The organism is Kocuria palustris, from assembly GCF_007666205.1.
Lineage (GTDB): Bacteria > Actinomycetota > Actinomycetes > Actinomycetales > Micrococcaceae > Kocuria > Kocuria palustris_A.
Genome location: NZ_VDOR01000002.1, coordinates 86,062 through 105,169, shown reverse-complemented (window position 1 = coordinate 105,169; position 19,108 = coordinate 86,062). Strand labels below are relative to the sequence as shown.

The 19,108-nt window shown below is 74.4% G+C and carries 16 protein-coding genes and 1 tRNA gene; 9 read left to right on the top strand and 8 right to left on the bottom strand.

Annotated elements, in window-relative coordinates:
* Nucleotides 1-37: 37 nt before the first annotated feature.
* Both FSY66_RS02590 and FSY66_RS02585 read right to left on the bottom strand, forming a co-directional pair.
* The gene (locus FSY66_RS02590; protein WP_144791010.1) at nt 38-940 is read right to left on the bottom strand and encodes a glycerophosphodiester phosphodiesterase; all 903 of its coding nucleotides are present in this window, start codon (nt 938-940) and stop codon (nt 38-40) included.
* Nucleotides 941-1,149: 209 nt separating this feature from the next.
* Nucleotides 1,150-1,986 (bottom strand): di- and tripeptidase, encoded by an 837-nt coding sequence (locus FSY66_RS02585; RefSeq protein WP_144791008.1) that lies wholly within the window; start codon nt 1,984-1,986, stop codon nt 1,150-1,152.
* Nucleotides 1,987-2,185: 199 nt separating this feature from the next.
* Here FSY66_RS02585 and FSY66_RS02580 point away from each other — a divergent pair, with 199 nt between their 5' ends.
* Nucleotides 2,186-3,013 carry a spermidine synthase gene (locus tag FSY66_RS02580; RefSeq protein ID WP_144791006.1) on the top strand — a complete coding sequence of 276 codons (828 nt, stop codon included), beginning with the start codon at nt 2,186-2,188 and terminating at the stop codon, nt 3,011-3,013.
* Nucleotides 3,014-3,017: 4 nt separating this feature from the next.
* Here the strand turns inward: FSY66_RS02580 and FSY66_RS02575 are convergent, their stop codons facing one another.
* A complete protein-coding gene (locus FSY66_RS02575) occupies nt 3,018-3,302 on the bottom strand; it encodes an acylphosphatase (RefSeq protein WP_260853390.1) in 285 nt (94 codons plus the stop codon).
* 128 nt (nt 3,303-3,430) lie between these two features.
* Entirely contained in the window at nt 3,431-4,168 is a 738-nt protein-coding gene (locus tag FSY66_RS02570) for a DsbA family protein (protein WP_144791003.1), read from the bottom strand.
* 165 nt (nt 4,169-4,333) lie between these two features.
* Here FSY66_RS02570 and FSY66_RS02565 point away from each other — a divergent pair, with 165 nt between their 5' ends.
* Nucleotides 4,334-4,537: a hypothetical protein gene (locus FSY66_RS02565; RefSeq protein ID WP_144791001.1), complete on the top strand. Its 204-nt coding sequence runs from the start codon at nt 4,334-4,336 to the stop codon at nt 4,535-4,537.
* 56 nt (nt 4,538-4,593) lie between these two features.
* Here the strand turns inward: FSY66_RS02565 and FSY66_RS12500 are convergent, their stop codons facing one another.
* The 3 genes from FSY66_RS12500 to manA all read right to left on the bottom strand — a co-directional run bounded on the left by FSY66_RS12500 (nt 4,594) and on the right by manA (nt 9,797).
* Nucleotides 4,594-5,844 (bottom strand): hypothetical protein, encoded by a 1,251-nt coding sequence (locus tag FSY66_RS12500; RefSeq protein ID WP_186304371.1) that lies wholly within the window; start codon nt 5,842-5,844, stop codon nt 4,594-4,596.
* 150 nt (nt 5,845-5,994) lie between these two features.
* Entirely contained in the window at nt 5,995-8,628 is a 2,634-nt protein-coding gene (locus FSY66_RS02555) for an excinuclease ABC subunit UvrA (protein WP_144790999.1), read from the bottom strand.
* Nucleotides 8,625-9,797 (bottom strand): mannose-6-phosphate isomerase, class I, encoded by a 1,173-nt coding sequence (manA, locus tag FSY66_RS02550; protein ID WP_144790997.1) that lies wholly within the window; start codon nt 9,795-9,797, stop codon nt 8,625-8,627. The genes FSY66_RS02555 and manA overlap by 4 nt, the downstream gene beginning before the upstream one ends.
* A gap of 134 nt (nt 9,798-9,931) precedes the next feature.
* Between manA and FSY66_RS02545 the strand changes: the two genes are divergently transcribed.
* A complete protein-coding gene (locus FSY66_RS02545) occupies nt 9,932-11,329 on the top strand; it encodes a phosphomannomutase/phosphoglucomutase (RefSeq protein ID WP_144790995.1) in 1,398 nt (465 codons plus the stop codon).
* 234 nt (nt 11,330-11,563) lie between these two features.
* On the opposite strand, the gene FSY66_RS02540 is transcribed toward FSY66_RS02545, so the two are convergent.
* On the bottom strand, nt 11,564-13,423 hold the full coding sequence (locus tag FSY66_RS02540) for a phosphoenolpyruvate carboxykinase (GTP) (RefSeq protein WP_144790993.1): 1,860 nt from the start codon (nt 13,421-13,423) through the stop codon (nt 11,564-11,566).
* A 397-nt stretch (nt 13,424-13,820) separates the two neighbouring features.
* Here FSY66_RS02540 and FSY66_RS02535 point away from each other — a divergent pair, with 397 nt between their 5' ends.
* From FSY66_RS02535 to FSY66_RS02510, 6 genes are all read left to right on the top strand, one after another.
* Nucleotides 13,821-14,930, top strand: coding sequence for an iron-siderophore ABC transporter substrate-binding protein (locus FSY66_RS02535; protein WP_260853388.1), 1,110 nt, complete (start codon nt 13,821-13,823; stop codon nt 14,928-14,930).
* Nucleotides 14,927-15,979: a FecCD family ABC transporter permease gene (locus FSY66_RS02530; protein WP_144790991.1), complete on the top strand. Its 1,053-nt coding sequence runs from the start codon at nt 14,927-14,929 to the stop codon at nt 15,977-15,979. The genes FSY66_RS02535 and FSY66_RS02530 overlap by 4 nt, the downstream gene beginning before the upstream one ends.
* Entirely contained in the window at nt 15,976-17,016 is a 1,041-nt protein-coding gene (locus FSY66_RS02525; RefSeq protein WP_144790989.1) for a FecCD family ABC transporter permease, read from the top strand. Before FSY66_RS02530 ends, FSY66_RS02525 begins: the two co-directional genes overlap by 4 nt.
* Nucleotides 17,013-17,861 (top strand): ABC transporter ATP-binding protein, encoded by an 849-nt coding sequence (locus FSY66_RS02520; RefSeq protein ID WP_144790987.1) that lies wholly within the window; start codon nt 17,013-17,015, stop codon nt 17,859-17,861. The genes FSY66_RS02525 and FSY66_RS02520 overlap by 4 nt, the downstream gene beginning before the upstream one ends.
* Nucleotides 17,858-18,919 carry a siderophore-interacting protein gene (locus tag FSY66_RS02515; RefSeq protein ID WP_144790985.1) on the top strand — a complete coding sequence of 354 codons (1,062 nt, stop codon included), beginning with the start codon at nt 17,858-17,860 and terminating at the stop codon, nt 18,917-18,919. The genes FSY66_RS02520 and FSY66_RS02515 overlap by 4 nt, the downstream gene beginning before the upstream one ends.
* Before the next feature lie 93 nt (nt 18,920-19,012).
* A tRNA-Arg gene (locus FSY66_RS02510) sits at nt 19,013-19,088 on the top strand.
* Nucleotides 19,089-19,108: the final 20 nt, after the last annotated feature.

The window sequence follows — 19,108 nt, the reverse complement described above, 5'->3', positions numbered from 1 at the left end:
TAATCCGCCCCTCACGGTCGGGTGGGGTGCGGCGAGCTCACCCGAGAGCCGGGCCGGATGCGGCGACGGCCCTCGTCGCACCGGGGGCGCCCATCCACTCGGGCAGCTGCGCCGGGCGGTTCGTGGTGATCTGCTGGACCCCCAGCGCGAGGCACAGCTCCAGATCCGCCCGGCTGTCGACCGTCCACACCCGCAGGATCGAGCCCTGGGCCAGCCAGGTGCGCACCAGGCCGGGATGATCGCGCACGAAGCGGATCCCGGGACCGGCGAGCTCGCACAGGCCACGGCTGATGACGGGCTCGGCGGGCGGCACGACCCAGCGCATGCTCGCGTGGAGCAGCCGCGCCGTCGTGCGCGGGACCATCAGGGCCGCCCCGACGGATTCGGGGGTCGCGTCCTCGATGAGCTGGCAGACGTGCCGCGCCGCGACGGTCTGCAGGACGTAGCGCACGGCATCCGGGTGGAAGCTCATGATCGAGATCTGGAGGTTCCCGAGCCTGCCGGACTCCGGGTCCCAGCCGGCCCTCATCAGGACGGTGAGCACCGCCTCCTCGAGGCGATGCCCCTGCCGCGACGGGTGCTTGGTCTCGATGGCCAGCCCGATCCGCCGCCCGCATCCGCGCAGCAGCTCGAGCAGCTCGGGCAGGGTCAGCAGCTGCTCGTCCGGGCCGCCGTGGGTCGTCGGGATCTCGACGCCCTTCCAGCTCACGAAGTCGAGCCGCCGCAGCTGCGCGAGGGTGTGGGCGCCCACGGGGCCCCGCCCGGTGCTCGTGCGCCCCAGCTGGGCGTCGTGGTGCAGCACCAGGTGGCCGTCCGCGCTCAGGTGGACATCGCACTCGACGCCGTCGGCCCCGTCGAGCAGCGCCTGGACGTAGGCGGCTCGGGTGTGCTCGGGGAACGCGCGGCTCGAGCCGCGGTGGGCGATGATCCTGGGACGCAAGCACGGCCTCCGACGGGTCGGTCTCCGGCAGCCGCGACGCGGCCCGGGAGGCGGGCGGCGCGCAGCACGAGTGCTTCCGACGGTAGGAGCGGGCCGTGAACGCCCGGGGAACGCGACCGGCCGGCGCGGTGAACCCCTTCCTCAGGCCCCGCGGGGTCTGCGTCGGGGTCTGCCGCGCCGGCCGGCGCCGCGGGAGCGGCTCGCTCAGCTCAGGAGTCGGAGCCCTTGCCGTCGGAGGCGATCTCCGCCGGCGCCTCGTCCCCGGAGCCCTTCTTCCTCTTCTTCGAGTGGTCGCGGGCGTCCTTCGAGAGCTTGGGGGCGCGGTCGACCTCCGCCAGCTCGGGCGGGAAGCTCGCCGGCAGCTGCCCGAAGGCCTCATGGGTGTTCTGCACGACGCTGCGCGACATCGCCAGGTTGGCGCCGCCGCCGACCACGGCGCCGATGCCGAAGGGCAGCGCACGGCCCAGGGCGGCGGTGCCCTGCTTGCGGATGAAGCGGCGGACGAACATGTTCCGCAGCTTCTTGCCGACGTCCAGGCGCCCGGAGTCGTCGGCGCCCTTCCCCATGGCCAGACCCCACCGGTTGGTGAGGCCGCGGGACTTGGAGCCGGTGGCCAGGACCTGCTTCATCAGGTCGCCGCCGTCCTCTCCCAGCATCAGCGCCATGACCATGGCCCGGGTCCGCTCGGGGTCCTCCGTCTGCACGCCGTGCAGCTCCGCGATGGCCTGGGCGTAGAGAGCCGTCATCTCCAGGTAGCCGCCCACGGAGACGGTCGAGACTCCCAGGGAGGCGAGCGTGCCGATGCCCGGGATCATGGCGGCCCCGCCGGCCACGCCGCCGGTGGCGGTGTTCGCGCGGATGTACATGCGCTCGAGCCGCTTGGCGATCTGGTCGGGGGTCTCGTCGGGATGCTCGGCTCGCATCTTCTTGACCCAGTGCAGCACGACGGGCCGCTGCACCTTGAGCGCGTTGTCGAGGAAGCTGTTGAGAGCCGGGGTCGGCTTGCCGTCGTCGTCGAATGCGTGCTTCAGGGGATTGAACGCCACGGTGTCTCCTCGTGGGGGTGGGTGTCCTCGGAACTTCGACGGACAGCCTACCGAAGGCGATCAGCCCCCTGTCTGTCCGATCACTGCACGGAGTCTGGGAAAAGACCGGCGCGACCTGGCGCGGCTCCGGGATCGCGGGAGCTCATCGCACGAGCAGATCGCCCCGCACCGGCCCCGGATCGGTGAGACGATCCTGCCCATGCCGCACGCCGCATCGCGCACCCGCTTCCTGCCCGCCCTCGACGCCGGCGCTGAGATCGCCTGGGACGAGCTCACCCGGGGGTGGATCCTCAGCATCGGCGGCGCCGAGCAGTCCCACGTCGACCTCGCGGACCCGAGCCGGGTCTTCTACGAGTACCTGGCCCGGATCGCCCGGGCGGCCGACGTGCTGCGCCCGGCGGGCCGGCCCGTGCGCGCGCTGCACCTGGGCGGCGGGGCCATGACCCTCCCGCGCTACCTGCGCGCGACGCGGCCGGGCTCGCAGCAGACGATCGTCGAGCTGGCCCGCGAGCTGCCGGGCTTCGTGCTCGAGCACCTCCCCTGGCCCGGCCCCGATGAGCCCCGGCTGCTGATCGGCGACGCCCGCGAGCAGCTCGCGGCCCTGCGCGCCGAGGGAGCGCCGCCGTTCGAGCTCGTGGTGCTCGACGTCTTCGCCGGCGACGACGCGCCGCCGCATCTGCGCGAACGGTCGTTCTACGAGGAGATCGCGGCGCTGCTCGCCCCGGACGGAGCACTGGCCGTCAATGTGGGCGACGACCCGGGTCTCGGTTTCTTCGCCGAGCAGGCCGAGCGCGTGCTCGCCGCCTGCGACGAGCACGACGCCCCGGCCTTCGCGGATCTGTGGTGCCTGGCCGACGCCACGATGCTGGACCGGGGCCGCGCCGGCAATCTGATCCTGCTCGGATCGCCGACCCCCCTGCCCCGCGGGCATCTGGAGGCCCTGCGCGCAGCCGGGCCGCATCCGGCCGCGGTCCTCGACCGCATGGGGCTCGAGGACTGGCTGCGCGAGGGGGACCGGGGGCGGTGACGGCTCAGGACGTGGTGAACCCGCGCAGATCGCCGACGGCGTCCTCGTAGTGCGCGTCCACCCGGAGCACCGCGCCCGGGGCGTCGGTGCCCTGGATCTGCTGGAGCAGATCCCGCACGGCCCAGCGCGGGCCCTCGGCGACGACCCGCACGGACCCGTCGTCGAGGTTCTGCGCGGAGCCGACGAGCCCCAGCTTCTCCGCCTGCTTCCAGGTCCAGTAGCGGAATCCCACCCCCTGCACCGTGCCGTGCACGATCGCGGTGGCCCGCAGCTGCTCGCTCGTGTCCAATCTCGTCTCCTTCTCCGAAGGTGCTGTCCGTCGGCTCGTCGTCTCCGGGGCGCGGCCGCGCCGTCCCCGCCGCCTCTGCCCGCGGCGTGCGGTCCGGCCGGGGCGCGAGGTCCGGGGTGCGCCGGGCCTCATACGGCGGTCCCCTCCTGCGGCGCGCCGCCGGCGCCCTCGGCCGCCTCCCGGAAGGCGTCCACGAGGTCCTCGGGGCCCCGGACGTCGCCGAGATCGATGACCCGCCCGTCGGCCACGAAGCTGGGGGTGCCCTGCAGCTCGAGCTGCTCGGCCTGCGCCTCGTGCTCGCCGACGATCTGCCGGGCCGCCTCCGATCCCATGTCCTCGCGGAACCGCTCCTGGTCCAGCCCCTGCTCACCCGCGAGCTCGACGAAGCGGTCCTGGAGCTCGCCGTCCGGCAGCTCCGACCACTGCTCGACGTCGCCGTACACGCGATCCGCGTACTCGCCGCCGGCGTCCTGCATGGCGGCGGCCTCGACGGCCAGGGCCGCCGGACGGGCGCCGTCGTGCATGGGCAGCGGGAAGTTCTTGACGCGGACCGTGACCTCGCCGTCGAGCTGATCGGCCGCCTCCTCGACGGCCGGGTGGAAGGCCCCGCAGGCCGGGCACTCGTAGTCCGTGTACATCGTGACGACGGGGAGATCCTCGCCCGCGGCGTTCAGCGCATACCCCTGCTCGACGGCCTGGTCGATGTGCTCGGACTGCTCGGCACTGGCCGCGCTGGGCTGCGACTGCCCGTCCGACGGGCTCTCGCCGTCCTGCTCTCCCGACGACTGCTGGCAGCCCGTGAGCAGCAGCGCACCGGCTGCCAGCAGGGCCGCCGCGCGCCGATGTGCGGGTGCGAAGGGGTTCATGGAGCTCCCGGGGTCGGGCGGCGTCGACGCGCCGCGCGGTGTGCGATCACCGCCCCAGACTACGGGTGCGCTCGGACGGCCGCGATAGCCTGGACCGCCGCGCCGCGGGATGCCCGTGCGGTCCGACCCGGTGCACCGGCGCCCGCCCCTCGAAGGAGCTCGTCCATGCAGATGCTGATCCCGTTCCAGCTCGGACTCGTCGTCCTGGGCCTGATCGTCGTCGTCGTGGGGGCCGTGATCTCCGATCCCCTGCTCATGATCCTGGGCGGCCTCATGACGGCCGTCGCCGTGACGGGGCTCGGCATGGCCCTGCGGCTGCGCCGCCGCCAGGAGGCCGCCGAGCGGCACCCGGCCCCCGGGCCGCGCTGAGCCCGTCCGGCGTCCCTCGAGCGGCCTTGATCAGCGGACGCGAGCGCCCAGCCCGGTCACTGCTCCTCGAGCGGCAGCGGCTCGCCGTCGAGGCGGTGGTCCAGGACCACCCCGGCCTCCGCGGCACTGACCTCGAGCTCCTCGGCGGCCTGCTCGTACTGCGGCTGGGAGTACTCCGGCAGGCGGTGGGAGCGCACGCTCAGCACGGGCCGGCCGTCCTCTCCGGTCCCGAGCCGCGCGGTCGCCTCCAGATCGGGGACCAGCCCCAGCGCATCGAGGTCCTGGGCGAGGTCCTCGCTCAGCAGCTCGAGCCGCGGGGCCTCGACGGTGAGCTGCAGGCGGCCGTCGATCACGCTCACCGCATCCGTGCGGGCGGCTCCGGCGTCCTCCCCCCGCACGTCCTGGGTGTCCTTCAGGACCCCGGCCATCTCCTCGAGGGCGCCCTCGGCGGAGAGGTCGCCCGTGTACACCGCGGTGACCTCGAGGCCGCGCCCCGTCTCGATCCGCCAGCGCGGAACGGGCTCCTGCTCCTCCGGCGCCGGCTCCCCCGTCACCTGCTCCCCCGGCTCCGCCCCGGGGGTCCCGGATGCCGAGGACGTCGGCTCGGCGCCTGCCGCGGTCTCCTCGGTGCCCGGCTCCTCCTCCGGGATGGGCGAGGCCGCCCGCAGCTGCGTGAGCAGCGAGATCGCCTGCGGGATCGAGGCCCCGGGCGTCGAGGGATCGGCCGGGGCCGCCGGCGCGGCCGGATCCGCCGTGGGGCCCGTGATCAGCGAGCCGTCGTCGAGCAACAGGGTGGAGTCCGCGAGCGCGATCCCGGTGCCGTCCAGCTGGGCCTGCGCCTCCGCGGCACCCGTGCTCCAGGCGGCCTCCATCTGCTCGGCCGCCGCGCCCGGTGCGAAGACCAGGCCCAGGTCCGCCTCCCCCTCGCGGCCGCCGTCCTCGGTGTAGGAGCCGGCCAGCGATGCCGAGGCCACTGCGGGCATCGCGCACAGGGTCGCCTCGACCGGGGGCACGAAGAACACGACGTGCTCCTCGTCGGGCGCCGGCGCGGGCACCCGCAGCCCGTCCTCGTCCGGCTGCGGGCGCGGCTCGTCGCAGGCCGCGCTCAGGCCCCAGACGGGCATCTGCGCTCCGGCCACCAGCCGCGGACCCTCGAGCTCCCGGTTCGGCGGCTCCGCCATCTCGGGGACCTCGGGCTCCGGCTCGGCCTGCCCGCACCCGCTCAGCAGGAGCCCGAGGGCGCCGATGCAGCTCAGGGCCGCGACCGGGCGCGCTCGCGTCCTCGGACGGGGGACGGCGGCGGTCATGGATCCTCCTGCGGCCGGCGCAGCGCGGGGCGTGTGCTCGGAGATCGGGCGGGGTGCGGGCCAGGGCCCGCCTGGGCGTCGGTGCCCCATCCTACGGATCCGGAGCCGAGGCGGTCGGCCGCTGCCGCGGCGCGAGTGCGACGGCCGCCGTCAGCCCCGCAGCCAGGGGCCTGTCACGGAGGCCGGATCGGCGGCCACCTGCTCGGGCGCTCCAGCGGCCACGACGGTCCCGCCCTGGCTTCCGGCGCCGGGGCCCATGTCGATCACGTGATCGGCCGTGCGGATCGCCGCCGGGCGGTGCTCGGCGATCACGACGGTCGCCCCGGCATCGGCCAGGTCGTGCAGCACGCGCAGCAGCCGCTGCGCATCGGCGGGATGCAGCCCCGTGCTGGGCTCGTCCAGCAGGTACAGCGTCTCCGCCCGCCCGGTGCGGTGCAGCTCGGAGGCCAGCTTGATCCGCTGGGCCTCGCCGCCCGAGAGCTCCGTGGCGGGCTGCCCCAGCCGCAGATAGCCCAGCCCGAGGGCCGCCATGGCCTCGAGCGGGCGGCGGATCGAGGCGACCCGTCGGCGCTCGGCGACCGAGCGCTGCGGAATCCGCGCATCGTCCCGCGGCGACGCGGCGGCATCCGCCGGCTCCGCCGAGGCCGCGGTCGGCGGCTGCTCCGCGAAGGCCTCGATCGCCTGATCGACCGTCAGGTCGAGGACCTCGGCGATCGTGCGCCCCTCCCAGCGCACGGAGAGCGTCTCGTCGTCGTAGCGGGTCCCGCGGCACACGGGGCACACGGCCCAGGAGCCGGGCAGGAAGACCAGCTCGACCTCGACCTGGCCCTGCCCCTGGCAGTGCGCGCACCGCCCCGGCGTGGTGTTGAAGGAGAACCGGCCGGCGCTCCAGCTCCGCCGCCGGGCCTCGTCGGTCGCGGCGAACAGCGCCCTCACGTGGTCGAAGAGCCCCGTGTAGGTGGCCAGGTTCGAGCGCGGCGTGCGTCCGATCGGCTTCTGGGTGATGCGCACCAGGCGGCGCAGGCCCTCGAGCCCCTCGGCCGATGCCGCGCCGGGCTCCCCGGCCTCGGCCGCCGCGCTGTCCTCGTGCTCGTCCGGGTCGTCGCCGTCGTCGAGATCGACGACGCCCGCACCCTGGAGGCGCCGGGAGACGACCTCGGCCAGGGCGTCGAGCAGGCTCGACTTGCCGGACCCGGAGACGCCGGTGACGGCGGTGAGCGCGCCGAGGGGCAGCTCGACGTCGAGCCCGTCGATCGTGTGGCGCCGCACGCCGTGCAGGGCGAGGCGGCCGGCCGGGGTCCGGGGTCCGCGCCCCCGGATCCGCTCGGGAGGGGTCGAGTCGTGCAGGAAGCGGCCCGTGACCGAGTCCGGGACGTGCTCGAGCTCGTCGACGGGCCCCGAGTGCAGCACCGCCCCGCCGTGCGAGCCCGCCCCCGGGCCCACGTCGACCACCCAGTCGCAGCGGCGCACCAGCTCCATGTCGTGCTCGACCAGGCACACGGTGCTGCCCGCCGCCACGAGCCGGCGCAGGACGCCCAGCAGCTGCTGCGCCTCCGAGGGGCGCAGCCCCGCCGACGGCTCGTCCAGGACGTAGACGACGCCGAAGAGCCCCGAGCGCAGCTGCACCGCCAGGCGCAGGCGCTGCATCTCCCCCGGGGAGATGCTCAGGCTGCTGCGGTCCAGGCTCAGGTGGCCGAGACCCAGGTCGACGACCGAGCGCAGGGTCGAGCAGGCGTCCTCGAGCAGGAGGTGCTCGGCCTCCTCCCGGGGGCTCAGCTCGGCACCGCCATCGACCTGCCGCGCGAGCAGCGCGCGCCGGTGCTCGAGCAGGGGCAGCAGCTCGTCGAGCGGCCGGGCCTGGAGGCGATCGATCGGCTCCCCCGCCCACGTCACGGACAGAGCGGCCCGGGTCAGGCGGCGGCCGTCGCACTCGGGGCACGGCCGGGTCTCGACGAACCGCAGGGCGCGGGCGCGCATGCTCGCGCTGCCGGTCTCGGCGAGCGTGCGCAGCAGCAGGGCGCGGGCCGAGGAGAACGTCCCCCGGTACTCCCGCTGGACCTGATGCGCGCCGCGCTTGGGCTTGACCGTGACGACCGGGTGCTCGTCGGTGAACAGCACCCAGTCCCTGGTCCGCCGGGGCAGCTCGCGCCACGGGGCGTCGATGTCGATCCCCAGCTCGAGGCAGATGTCGCGCAGGTTCCTGCCGTTCCAGGCCCCTGGCCAGGAGGCGATGGCGCCCTCGGCGATGCTCAGGGAGTCGTCGGGGACCATGGAGGCCTCGGTGGGCACGTGCTGCACTCCGAGGCCGTGGCAGGCCGGGCACATGCCGACGGGGGTGTTGGGGGAGAAGGCGTCGGAGTCCAGCCGCCCGTGCTCATCGAGCTCGAGGCCCTCGGGGTGGTCCCCGGCCCGCGAGTACAGCAGGCGGACGGTGTTCGACAGCGCGGTGATGGTCGCCACCGACGACCGGGCCGTCCCGCCGCCGCGCTGCTGTCCCAGCGCGACCGTGGGCGGCAGCCCGCTCACGGAGCGGACCTGGGGATCGACCGCTCCGGCGATCAGCCGGCGGGCGAACGGGGCCACCGACTCCAGGTAGCGGCGCTGCGCCTCGCCGTGCAGCGTGCCGAAGGCCAGCGAGGACTTGCCGGAGCCGGAGACGCCGGTGAACGCCACGAGCCGCTCCCGGGGGATGTCCACGTCGACCCCGCGCAGGTTGTGCAGGTTCGCGCCGCGGATCCGGATCCGCTCGTGCGATCCCGGTCCGACGGGCGCCCGGTCGCTCACGCGCTCAGGCCGACGGCATAGAGCTCGCCCTGTCCGCTGACCGTGATCCGGGCGTCGTCGGCGCGCACCCAGGCGGAGCTGCCGGCGGTGATCCGGACGGGGTCGGTCCCGGGCACGGAGAGGGTGATCGTGCCCTCGACACACAGGACCGTGCAGACCCCGGGCTCCAGCGAGAGGTCGCGCGCCGGGGTCGCCTTCCCCGAGACCAGGCTCAGGCGGTCGTCCCACAGCGGGATCCGGCGCAGGCCGTCGGCGCCGGCCGAGGACTCCTGGGGCTCGCCCGGGTCCTGGTCGTCGGTGACGACGCGCAGCAGCTCCGGGACGTCCACGTGCTTGGGCGTCAGGCCCGCGCGCAGCACGTTGTCCGAGCACGCCATGATCTCCACGGCGGTGCCCTGGAGGTAGGCGTGCACCTGCCCGGCGGGGGTGAACATGGACTCCCCCGGCTCGAGGACGAAGTGGTTCATGCACGCCGCCACGAGCAGCCCCCGGTCCCCCGGGTGGGATTCCGAGACGTAGCCCAGCAGGGCCCCGAGCTCATCGCCCGGGGGGAGCCGACGCGCCGCGGACTCGAGCTCCGCGAGGGCCTCGGCCGCCCGGTCCTCGGACAGGCCCAGGACGGTGCGCAGGACCGGCTCGGGGGATTCCAGGGCATCGCGCAGCCACTGCTGATCGAGGCTCTCGGCCAGCAGCGCGAGCTCCGCCCGGTCGCGGATGCCGGTGAGGATCTGCAGCCGCGACAGCGCCACGACGGTCTCGGGCTTGTCGCTGCGGTCCTTGTAGCTGCGGTGCGGTGCGCCGAGCGGGATCCCCTGGGACTCCTCGCGCTCGAAGCCCTCCCGGGCCTGCTCGATCGAGGGGTGCACCTGGATGGACAGCGGGGCATCGATCGCCAGGATCTTCAGGAGGAAGGGCAGGGAGCCGTCCTCGGACACGGCCTGCGCCCCGCCGCGCACGAAGCGCTCCGGGTCCTCCCGGAGCAGCTCGTCGAGGGAGCGCGCCCCGTCCTCCAGGACCAGCTGCGACGATCCCCCGGAGTGCGACCCGATCCACAGCTCGGCCTCGGGCTGCTCCGACGGCGACGGGCGCCCCTGCAGGGAGGCCAGGACGGTGTGCGAGCCCCACGAGTAGTTCTGGATGGGGTCGATCATCTCGAAGATCTCCGGCATGGGCCCATGTAATCACAGGGGCCCGCCGCGCCGGGGGCCCCGCTGTCCCCTCTCGGGCCCCGGGGCGGCAGGATCCGGGCGGCACGGCCGATGGGCACCGGGGGCGGCGATCCCGCTCCACTAGAGTTCCGGGCATGACCATCGACCTCTCCCAGTCCTTCAAGGCCTACGACGTCCGCGGCATCGTGGGCGACACCATCACCGCCGAGACCGTCCGGGCCACCGGCGCGGCCTTCGTCGACGTCCTCGAGCTGGCCGGCTCGACCGTGCTGGTGGGCGGCGACATGCGCCCGTCGTCCCCCGAGTTCATCGACGCCTTCGCCGACGGCGCGACCGCCCGCGGCGCGGACGTCGTCAAGATCGGCCTGATCTCCACGGACGAGCTCTACTTCGCGTGCGGCGTGCTCGACGCGGCCGGCGTGACGTTCACCGCGAGCCACAACCCCGCCCAGTACAACGGCATGAAGATGGCGCTGCCGGGGGCCGTGCCCGTCTCCTCGGAGACCGGCCTGTACGAGATCCGCGACCGCGCTCAGACCTACCTGGCCGACGGCGTCCCCGCGGGCGAGCGCCGGGGAGGGGCGACCGAGCGCGACGTCCTGAAGGACTACGCCGAGTTCCTGCGGGGACTCGTGGACCTCGGCGGCATCCGCCCGCTCAAGGTCGTCGTGGACGCCGGCAACGGCATGGGCGGGCTGACGACCCCGGCCGTGCTCGGCGACACCGTGCTCGCCGGGCTGCCCCTGGAGATCGTCCCGCTGTACTTCGAGCTCGACGGCACCTTCCCGAACCACCCCGCGAACCCGCTCGAGCCCGCGAACCTCATGGACCTGCAGCAGGCCGTGCGCGAGCACGGCGCCGACATCGGCCTGGCCTTCGACGGCGACGCCGACCGCTGCTTCGTGATCGACGAGCGGGGCGAGGCGGTCACTCCCTCGGCGATCGCCGCGATCGTCGCCGAGCGGGAGATCGCCCGGGCCCGCGAGGCGGGGGAGCAGAGCCCGGTCGTGATCTACAACCTCATCACGTCCCGCGCCGTCCCCGAGCTGGTCGCCGCGCGCGGCGGGCGCCCCGTGCGCACCCGCGTGGGCCATTCCTTCATCAAGGCCGTGATGGCCCGGGAGTCGGCCGTCTTCGGCGGCGAGCACTCCGCGCACTACTACTTCCGCGACTTCTTCAACGCCGACACCGGCATGCTCGCGGCCATGCACGTGCTCGCCGCCCTCGGCGAGCAGGACCGCCCCCTGTCCGAGCTCATGGCCAGCTACGACCCGTACTCCGCCTCCGGGGAGATCAACTCCGAGATCGAGGACAAGGCGGCGGCCGTGGACCGCGTCCGGGAGGCCTTCGCCGGCGAGGACGTCGAGGTCGAGGACACGGATGGCACCACGTTCTCCGCCGCCGACGGCACCTGGTGGTTCAACCTGCGCCCGTCCAACACCGAGCCGTTCCTCCGCCTGAACGTCGAGGCCCACGACGAGGCGGTCATGCAGCAGCTGCGCGATCGCGTGCTGGGCGTCGTGCGCGCCTGATCCGCCCGATCGCGCCGCCCGGCGCATGACGACGGCCCCGCGGGCCCCCCCTCCCGGCGGCCCCGGGGCCCTCGTTCATCGTTCCCGTCCCCCCTGCCCGCCCCTTGCCGCCCCCCGGTCTTGGCCGGCGCCCCCGCGCCCGCCCCTTCCGGGCGGCCGCGGGGCCGTCGTTCATCGTCCCGGTCCGGCCTGCCGGCCCTCAGCGGGGCCCGAGCCCGGCGGGCCGGAGCCGGCTCAGCGGGCCTCCTCCAGGCGCGCCCGGAGCCCCTCGGACTGCTCGACGAGGACCTCCGGGACCCGGCCCAGGCGCTCGAACCAGGCGTCGATGCTGGGCAGCTCGTCCTCCCACTCGTGGACGTCGACCGACAGCGAGTGGTCGATGTCCTCCTCGCTGTACTCGAGGCCGTCGAGATCGAGGTCATCGCGGGTGGGCACGATGCCCACGGGGGTCTCCTGGCCCTCGGCGCGGCCGTCGATGCGCTCGCAGATCCACTTGACCACGCGCGAGTTCTCGCCGAAGCCGGGCCAGGCGAAGCCGCCGTCCGGGGTGCGGCGGAACCAGTTGACGTAGAACACGCGGGGCATGTTCTCCGAGCCGTGGCGCTCGCCCACGTTGAGCCAGTGCTGCAGGTACTCGTTGGCGTTGTAGCCGATGAACGGGAGCATGGCCATGGGATCGCGGCGCACCACGCCCACGGCGCCCTTGGCGGCCGCGGTGGTCTCCGAGGACAGCGTGGCCCCCTGGAACACGGCGTGCTCCCAGCCGAAGGACTCCGAGACCAGCGGCACGGTGGTCTTGCGGCGCCCGCCGAAGACGATCGCATCGAGGGGGACGCCCTCCGGGTCGTCGTACTCCGGGGCGAGCATGTCGACCTGCTTGATCGGCGTGCAGAAGCGGGAGTTCGGGTGCGCGGCGGGGCGCCCGGAGTCCGGGGTCCAGTCGTTGCCCTTCCAGTCGGTCAGGTGCTCGGGGACCTCGTCGGTCATGCCCTCCCACCACACGCCGCCGTCGTCGGTCAGGGCGACGTTGGTGAAGATCGTGTTGCCGGCCGCGACCGCCCGCATGGCATTGGGGTTGGTGGACCAGCCCGTGCCCGGGGCGACGCCGAAGAGCCCGGCCTCGGGGTTGATCACCCGCGCCTGATCGTCCTTGAACCGGATCCAGGCGATGTCGTCGCCGACCATCTCCGCCTTCCAGCCCGGGATGGAGGGCTCGAGCATGGCGAAGTTCGTCTTGCCGCAGGCCGAGGGGAACGCCGCGGAGATGTACTTGGTGTTCTGCTGCGGGTCCGTGATCTTGAGGATCAGCATGTGCTCGGCCAGCCAGCCGTGGTCGTGCGCGATGGCCGAGGCGATGCGCAGGGCGTAGCACTTCTTGCCCAGCAGCGCGTTGCCGCCGTAGCCGGAGCCGAAGGACCAGATCGCTCGGTCCTCGGGGAAGTGGACGATGTACTTGTCCGGGTTGCACGGCCAGGGCACGTCCTCCTGGCCCTCGGCCAGCGGGGCGCCCAGCGAGTGCAGGCACTCCACGAAGCCGGACTGGGTCTGCTCCATCCGGCGCAGGACGTCGGTGCCGATGGTCGCCATGATGCGCATGGAGCACACGACGTAGGGCGAGTCCGTGATCTCGACGCCGAACATCGGCTGCTCGGCGTCCAGGTGGCCCATCACGAAGGGGATGACATACAGCGTCCGGCCCTTCATGGCCCCGGAGAACCGCCCGCGCAGGACCTCCTTCATGTCATCCGGATCGCGCCAGTTGTTGGTCGGGCCGGCGCCCGACTCGGTCTCGGTGCAGATGAACGTCCGCTCCTCGACCCGGGCGACGTCGTCGGGATCCGAGAAGGCGGCGAAGGAGTTGGGGAACTTGGTCTCGTCCAGGCGGACGAGGGTCCCGCCCTCGACCATCTGGTCGGTGAGCTGCTTCCACTCCTGCTCGGAGCCGTCCGCCCAGTGGATGCGGTCCGGGGTGGTCAGCTCCGCGATCTCCCGGACCCAGGAGACGAGTCGCTCGTGGGTGGTGGGGGCGGAATCCAGGGCGGCCCGGGTCTCGGCCGTGAGCCCGGCGGTGTTCTCGGTCGGCTGCTGAGCCATGGACGTGTCTCCTCGTTGAGGCCGTGTGCTGTGCGCTCCGCCCCGGGGACCTCGTCGTCGAGGTGCGCGCCCGTCGTCGTCGGCGTGCGTGCGGGGGCGGCCGCTTCCTGTATGCCCCCAGTCTACGCAACGCGATGTGAGTCACGCAGTGCGACGGGTCACGCGGTGTCTTGCGGGCCGGACCGGCGCGGCGCGGCGACGGTCGGCGCCGCCTCGCCCGGCCCGCCGCCGGAGGCCCGGCCGCCTTGCACGGGCACCCGGCGGACCCTAGGGTGAACGGCTGGCAGCTTAGGCTTGCCTAAACAACTGCCGCGCCCGGCCCCCGACGGGAGCCGGGTCGGCTCCCGGCGACGGGCCCGCCCCGCCTCCGGCCGCGTCCAGCATCAGGAGCAGCACCGTGCCCGATCAGCATCCCCTCCGCCGCCCCGGCCTCGCCGGCCGGTCCTTCGACCGCCGCGCCGCGCTGAGCGGACTGGCCGCCGCGGGCGCCCTCGCCCTGGCCGGCTGCCGGACCGGCTCCGGGGACTCCGCGAGCCAGGATCCCTCGGCGCAGACCGGCGAGCGCGGCGAGTTCCCCCGCACCGTCGCCCACGCCTTCGGGGAGACGACGATCGAGCAGGCCCCGCAGCGCGTGGCCACCGTGTCCTGGGCCAATCAGGATGCGGCCCTCGCCCTGGGCGTCGTGCCCGTCGGCATGCCGACCGTCGACTTCGGCGGCAACGACAGCGGCTCGACCGACTGGTTCGACGAGAAGCTGGCCGAGCTCGGCGGCGAGGCCCCCGAGCAGTACTCGGAGACCGACGGCATCGACTTCGAGGCGATCGCGGCGCTGACCCCCGATGTGATCCTGGGCGTGTACTCCGGGCTGACGCAGGAGGACTACGACCGCCTCTCCGAGATCGCGCCGACCGTCGCCTATCCCGAGGGCACCATGGCGTTCGGCACGTCGTGGCAGGACACCACCCGCGGCGTCGGCGCGGCCCTGGGCCTGGACGACGCGGCCGAGGAGATCGTCGGCGAGCTCGAGGCGAGGCTGGCCGAGACCGTCGAGCAGAACCCCGTCCTGTCGGGGAAGACGTTCGTCTACGGCACCGTCGACCCGGAGGCCGAGGACGAGATCTCGATCTACACCTCGATCGACAACCGGCCCCGCTTCCTGTCCGCCCTGGAGATGGAGCAGGCTCCCGCCGTGGCCCGGGAGGAGGGCGAGGAGCCGGAGAGCTTCTTCATGACCTGGTCGCCCGAGCGCGCCGACGAGCTCGACTCCGACATCCTCATCTCCTGGGCGACGGACGAGTCGACCCGCGAGGCCATCGGCTCGGACGGCCTGCTGCGCAGGATCCCGGCCGTGGCCGCGGACCGCCTGCTGCTGCAGACCGACGGCCAGGAGACCCTCTCGGTCTCGGCGATCTCGCCGCTGAGCCTGCCGTGGGCCCTGGAGCGGGTCGTCCCGCAGATCGTCTCGACCCTCGAGGGCGGGCAGGGAGCAGAGTCATCGAGCGCATGAGCAGCGCCGGAACCGGCCATCGGGTCGCCGCGGCGACGCCCTGGACGGCCCTGGCCCTGTCCCTCGTCCTCGTGACGGGGGCGGCGGCGGCCTCGCTGTTCCTGGGCAGCCGCTCCGTGGACCCGGCCGTCGTCTCCGAGGTCCTCCTGCGCGTCCCCGGCATGCTGCTGGGCTCGGACCCCGGGGGCGCCGAGGACATCGAGACCGCCGTCGTGCTCAGCCGCGTCCCCCGCACGATCACCGCGATCCTGGTGGGTGCGGCCCTGGCCGTGGCCGGTGCCGGGCTGCAGGGCGTGAGCCGCAATCCCCTGGGCGATCCCGGGCTGCTCGGGCTCAGCTCGGGCGCCGCCGCCGGAGTGGTGATCGGGCTGGGCTGGCTCGGCGCGGCCACCAGCTGGGCGATGGGCCTGGCCGCCCTGGCCGGGACCCTGGTCGCGGCCGCGCTCGTGTTCGGGCTCAGCCAGCTCGGCGGCAGTCCCACCCCGGTGGGGCTGACGCTGTCGGGGGCCGCCGTCAACGCCGGATGCGTCGCCGTGACGTCGTCGATCGTCCTGACCCGCCCGGAGGTCCTCGACCGGTTCCGCTACTGGAACGTCGGCTCCGTCACGCGCGCCGACGCCTCCGATCTCGCGGCCGCGCTGCCCCTCGTCCCAGCGGGGCTGGCCCTCGTGGTCCTCGGCTGCTCGGGGCTCAACGCCCTGGCCCTGGGAGATGACCTCGCGCACGGGCTCGGCGTGGACCTGCGGGTCCAGCGGCTGATCGTCTTCGCGGGCGTCGTCCTGCTGGTCGGGGCGGCCACCGCCGCAGCGGGGCCCATCTCCTTCGTCGGGCTGCTGATCCCGCATGCGATCCGCCGCCTCGTCGGCGGCGACTACCGCTGGATCGTGGTCCTGTGCCTGCTGCTCGGGCCGGCGCTGCTGCTGCTGGCCGATGCCCTGGGCCGGGTCATCGCCCCGCCCCAGGAGGTCTACGTGGGCATCATGACCGTGGTGCTGGGCGTGCCCGTGCTGCTCGTGCTGCTGCGCCGCGGGAGGGAGGTCTCGCTGTGAGCGTCGACGTCGCCGCCGCGCGCCGGCGGGAGTCGCGGCGGGCCCTGCGCCTGGTGTCGCTGCTGTTCCTGGCCGTGCTCGTCATGCTGGCGGTCCGCGTCCTGCTGGGCGACTACACCGTCACCATCCCGGATCTCCTGCGCATCCTCGGCGGGCAGACGATCCCCGGGGCCTCCTTCATCGTCCTGCACGACAAGCTCCCCCGGGCTCTGCTCGGGGCGGGCGTGGGCATGTGCTTCGGCCTGTCCGGCGCTCTGTTCCGACGGGTGCTGCGCAACCCGCTGGCCAGCCCCGACATCCTGGGCATCTCCCACGGCGCCGCGGCCGGAGCCGTGCTGGGCATGGCCTTCCTGGGCATGCGCGGCGCCGGCATGGTGGTCACCGCGCTGATCGGGGCCTTCGCCGCGGCGGCCCTGATCACCGTGGCCTCGACCTCCCTGGGGCGCGGCGGCGGGGCCGCGGGCATCGTGGGCGAGCGCTTCCTCCTGGCGGGGATCGGCGTCGCGGCCCTCGGCGGCGCCGTCGTCTCGTTCGTGATGACCCGCCTGTCCGCGCAGAGCGCGCAGGACGCCGCCGTGTGGACCACGGGCTCGCTGAACCTCGCGACGTGGGACCGGGTCCTGCTGGTCGCGGTCGTGCTGGTCCTGGGCGTGCCGGCCGCCCTGGCCGCGCACCGGGCCCTGGAGCCCGCGGAGCTCGGCGCCGAGCTGGCCTCCGCCCTGGGGTCCCGCCCGGCCCTCACGAGCGCCGCCGCCCTGGGGCTGGGCGTCGTACTGGCGGCCGTGGCGACCGCCGCGAGCGGGCCTCTGGCCTTCGTCGCCCTGCTCTCGACGCCGATCGCGGCCGCCCTGCGCGGCGGCCGCGTGTCCCTCCCGGCCAGTGCGGCGGTGGGGGCGCTGATCGTCGTCGGCGCGGACATGATCGGGGCCGAGCTGCTGGGCGACGCCCGCCTGCCCGCCGGAGTCGTCACGGGCGCGGTCGGCGCGCCCGTCATGCTGTGGCTGCTGATCCGGCAGCGGAGAGGAGCCCGGTCGTGACCGATCCCGTCTTCGACCTGCAGGGTCTCGGCCTGTCCTACGGCCGGCATGCGGCCGTCCGCGACGTCGACCTGCGGATCCGCCCGCACGAGACCACCGTGCTGATCGGCGCCAACGGCTGCGGCAAGTCCACGCTGCTGCGGGGCCTGTCCCGTCAGATGGCGCCCAGCGCCGGGTCCATCGCCTTCCGCGGCGAGGTGCTCGCCCGCCTGCGCGCGAAGCCCTATGCCCGCGAGGTGGCCCTGCTGCCCCAGACGCCCGTGGTCCCCGAGGGGCTCACGGTGACCGAGCTCGTGGCTCGCGGCCGCCACCCGCACCGGCAGTGGTGGGGCTCCCCCGCCCCCGGCGACGACGAGGCCGTGGCCCGCGCCCTGCGGCTGCTGCGGCTCGAGGACGTCGCGCAGCGCCGCGTCGACGAGCTCTCCGGCGGCCAGCGCCAGCGCGCCTGGATCGCACTGGTCCTGGCCCAGGACACCCCCGTGATGCTGCTCGACGAGCCGACCGCGGCTCTCGATCTGGCGCACCAGGTCGATCTGCTCGATCTGCTCCACGGCCTGCGCCGCCCCGACGGCACCCGCACCACCGTGGTCGCGGTGCTGCACGAGCTCAATCTCGCGGCCCGCGTGGCCGATCGGGTGGTCGCGATGGCCGACGGCCGGGTCGTGGCGACCGGGACCCCGGAGGAGGTCCTCACCCCGGACCGGCTCCGGGAGATCTTCGATCTGCGGGCCGAGGTGATCGCCGACCCCGCGGAGGGGCATCCCGTGATCCTGCCCCGCGCCCGCGCCGACGGCCCGGCGGCCGCATCCCCCGCACCCCCCGACCCTCCCCAGGAGCGATCATGACCCGCCCATCCGCACGGGGCCCCCGGACCATCGCGGCGCTCGTGAGCGTGACGGCGATCGAGGACCTCTCCCCGACCTTCCGCCGCGTCCGCCTGGCCGGGCCCGACCTGCTGGAGGCCTCCCCCGGCCTGATCGGCGACGGGCCGGAGATCACCTGCTCCGACGCCTACCTCAAGCTCGTGATCCCGCCGCCCGGGGGCGAGCCGCAGCGCCCGGACCTCGAGGCCGGGCTGCCGGCCTGGTTCGCCCTGCCCGTCGAGCAGCGCGGCTGGCTGCGCACCTACACCGCGCGCAGCTGCCGCTGGATCGACCACGACGGGCGCAGGGTGCCCGAGATCGCGGTCGACGTCGCGCTGCACGCCGCCGACGAGGGCCCCGGCGGACGCTGGTTCGCCACGGCGGGGGTCGGCTCGAGCGCCTTCCTCCTCGTGCCGGGCGCCGACGAGCCGATCTGGGCCTCCTGGGCGCCGGGACAGGCCGAGCGGGTCGTCGCGGTCGGCGACGAGACGGCCGCGCCCGCGCTGCTGTCGATCGCCGAGCAGCTGCAGGCGCAGCGCCCCGGGCGGCCGGCCGACGTGATCATCGAGGTCCCCGACGACGCCGACGCGGAGGCCTATCCCCCGGCCCGCCTCCCCCGGGAGCGGCCCCGCCGCGATGCCGGGCTGCGGCTGCACGTGCTGGCCCGAGGCCGGGACGAGGACCGGGGGCGGCTCGCGGCGACCCGGCTGGCCGAGACCCTGGGCGTCCCGGCGGGCGCGGTCGACGAGGTCATGGCGGGCCGGCGGCCGTCGTCCCTCGCCGGCGTCGCGACCGGTCCGGACAGGCCCACCGGCGCAGCCGACCCCGCCGGCTCTGCCGATCCCGCCGCGGATGACACGGACACCGGCCTGCTGTGGACGCTCGCGGACTCCGCCGGCCGGGGAGGGACCTACGTGTTCCTGGCCGGCGAGGCCTCCTCCGTCAAGGCCTGGCGCCGACTCGCCGTGGAGGCCGCGGGCTGCCCCAAGGACGCGGTGACCTTCATGGGCTACTGGCGACGGGGCCGCGCGGAGAGCTGATCGCCGCTGATTTGCATGCCGGCTCCCCGGGGGCGTATATTCATACCTCGTTCGCGCGGCGAGTCCGAGCGGACGGCGGTCCGAAGAGACCGGGCGCCAGTGGCTCAACGGATAGAGCATCTGACTACGGATCAGAAGGTTGGGGGTTCGAATCCCTCCTGGCGCACCAGCAGCCCGGGCCGCGAGATC

Bases quoted from the DNA above. Each gene is read 5' to 3' on its own strand.
- manA (WP_144790997.1), bottom strand. From the start codon at position 9,797: ATGCCGGAGATCTTCGAGATGATCGACCCCATCCAGAACTACTCGTGG.
- FSY66_RS02545 (WP_144790995.1), top strand. From the start codon at position 9,932: ATGACCATCGACCTCTCCCAGTCCTTCAAGGCCTACGACGTCCGCGGC.
- FSY66_RS02580 (WP_144791006.1), top strand. From the start codon at position 2,186: ATGCCGCACGCCGCATCGCGCACCCGCTTCCTGCCCGCCCTCGACGCC.
- FSY66_RS02565 (WP_144791001.1), top strand. From the start codon at position 4,334: ATGCAGATGCTGATCCCGTTCCAGCTCGGACTCGTCGTCCTGGGCCTG.
- FSY66_RS02540 (WP_144790993.1), bottom strand. From the start codon at position 13,423: ATGGCTCAGCAGCCGACCGAGAACACCGCCGGGCTCACGGCCGAGACC.
- FSY66_RS12500 (WP_186304371.1), bottom strand. From the start codon at position 5,844: ATGACCGCCGCCGTCCCCCGTCCGAGGACGCGAGCGCGCCCGGTCGCG.
- FSY66_RS02515 (WP_144790985.1), top strand. From the start codon at position 17,858: ATGACCCGCCCATCCGCACGGGGCCCCCGGACCATCGCGGCGCTCGTG.
- FSY66_RS02530 (WP_144790991.1), top strand. From the start codon at position 14,927: ATGAGCAGCGCCGGAACCGGCCATCGGGTCGCCGCGGCGACGCCCTGG.
- FSY66_RS02570 (WP_144791003.1), bottom strand. From the start codon at position 4,168: ATGAACCCCTTCGCACCCGCACATCGGCGCGCGGCGGCCCTGCTGGCA.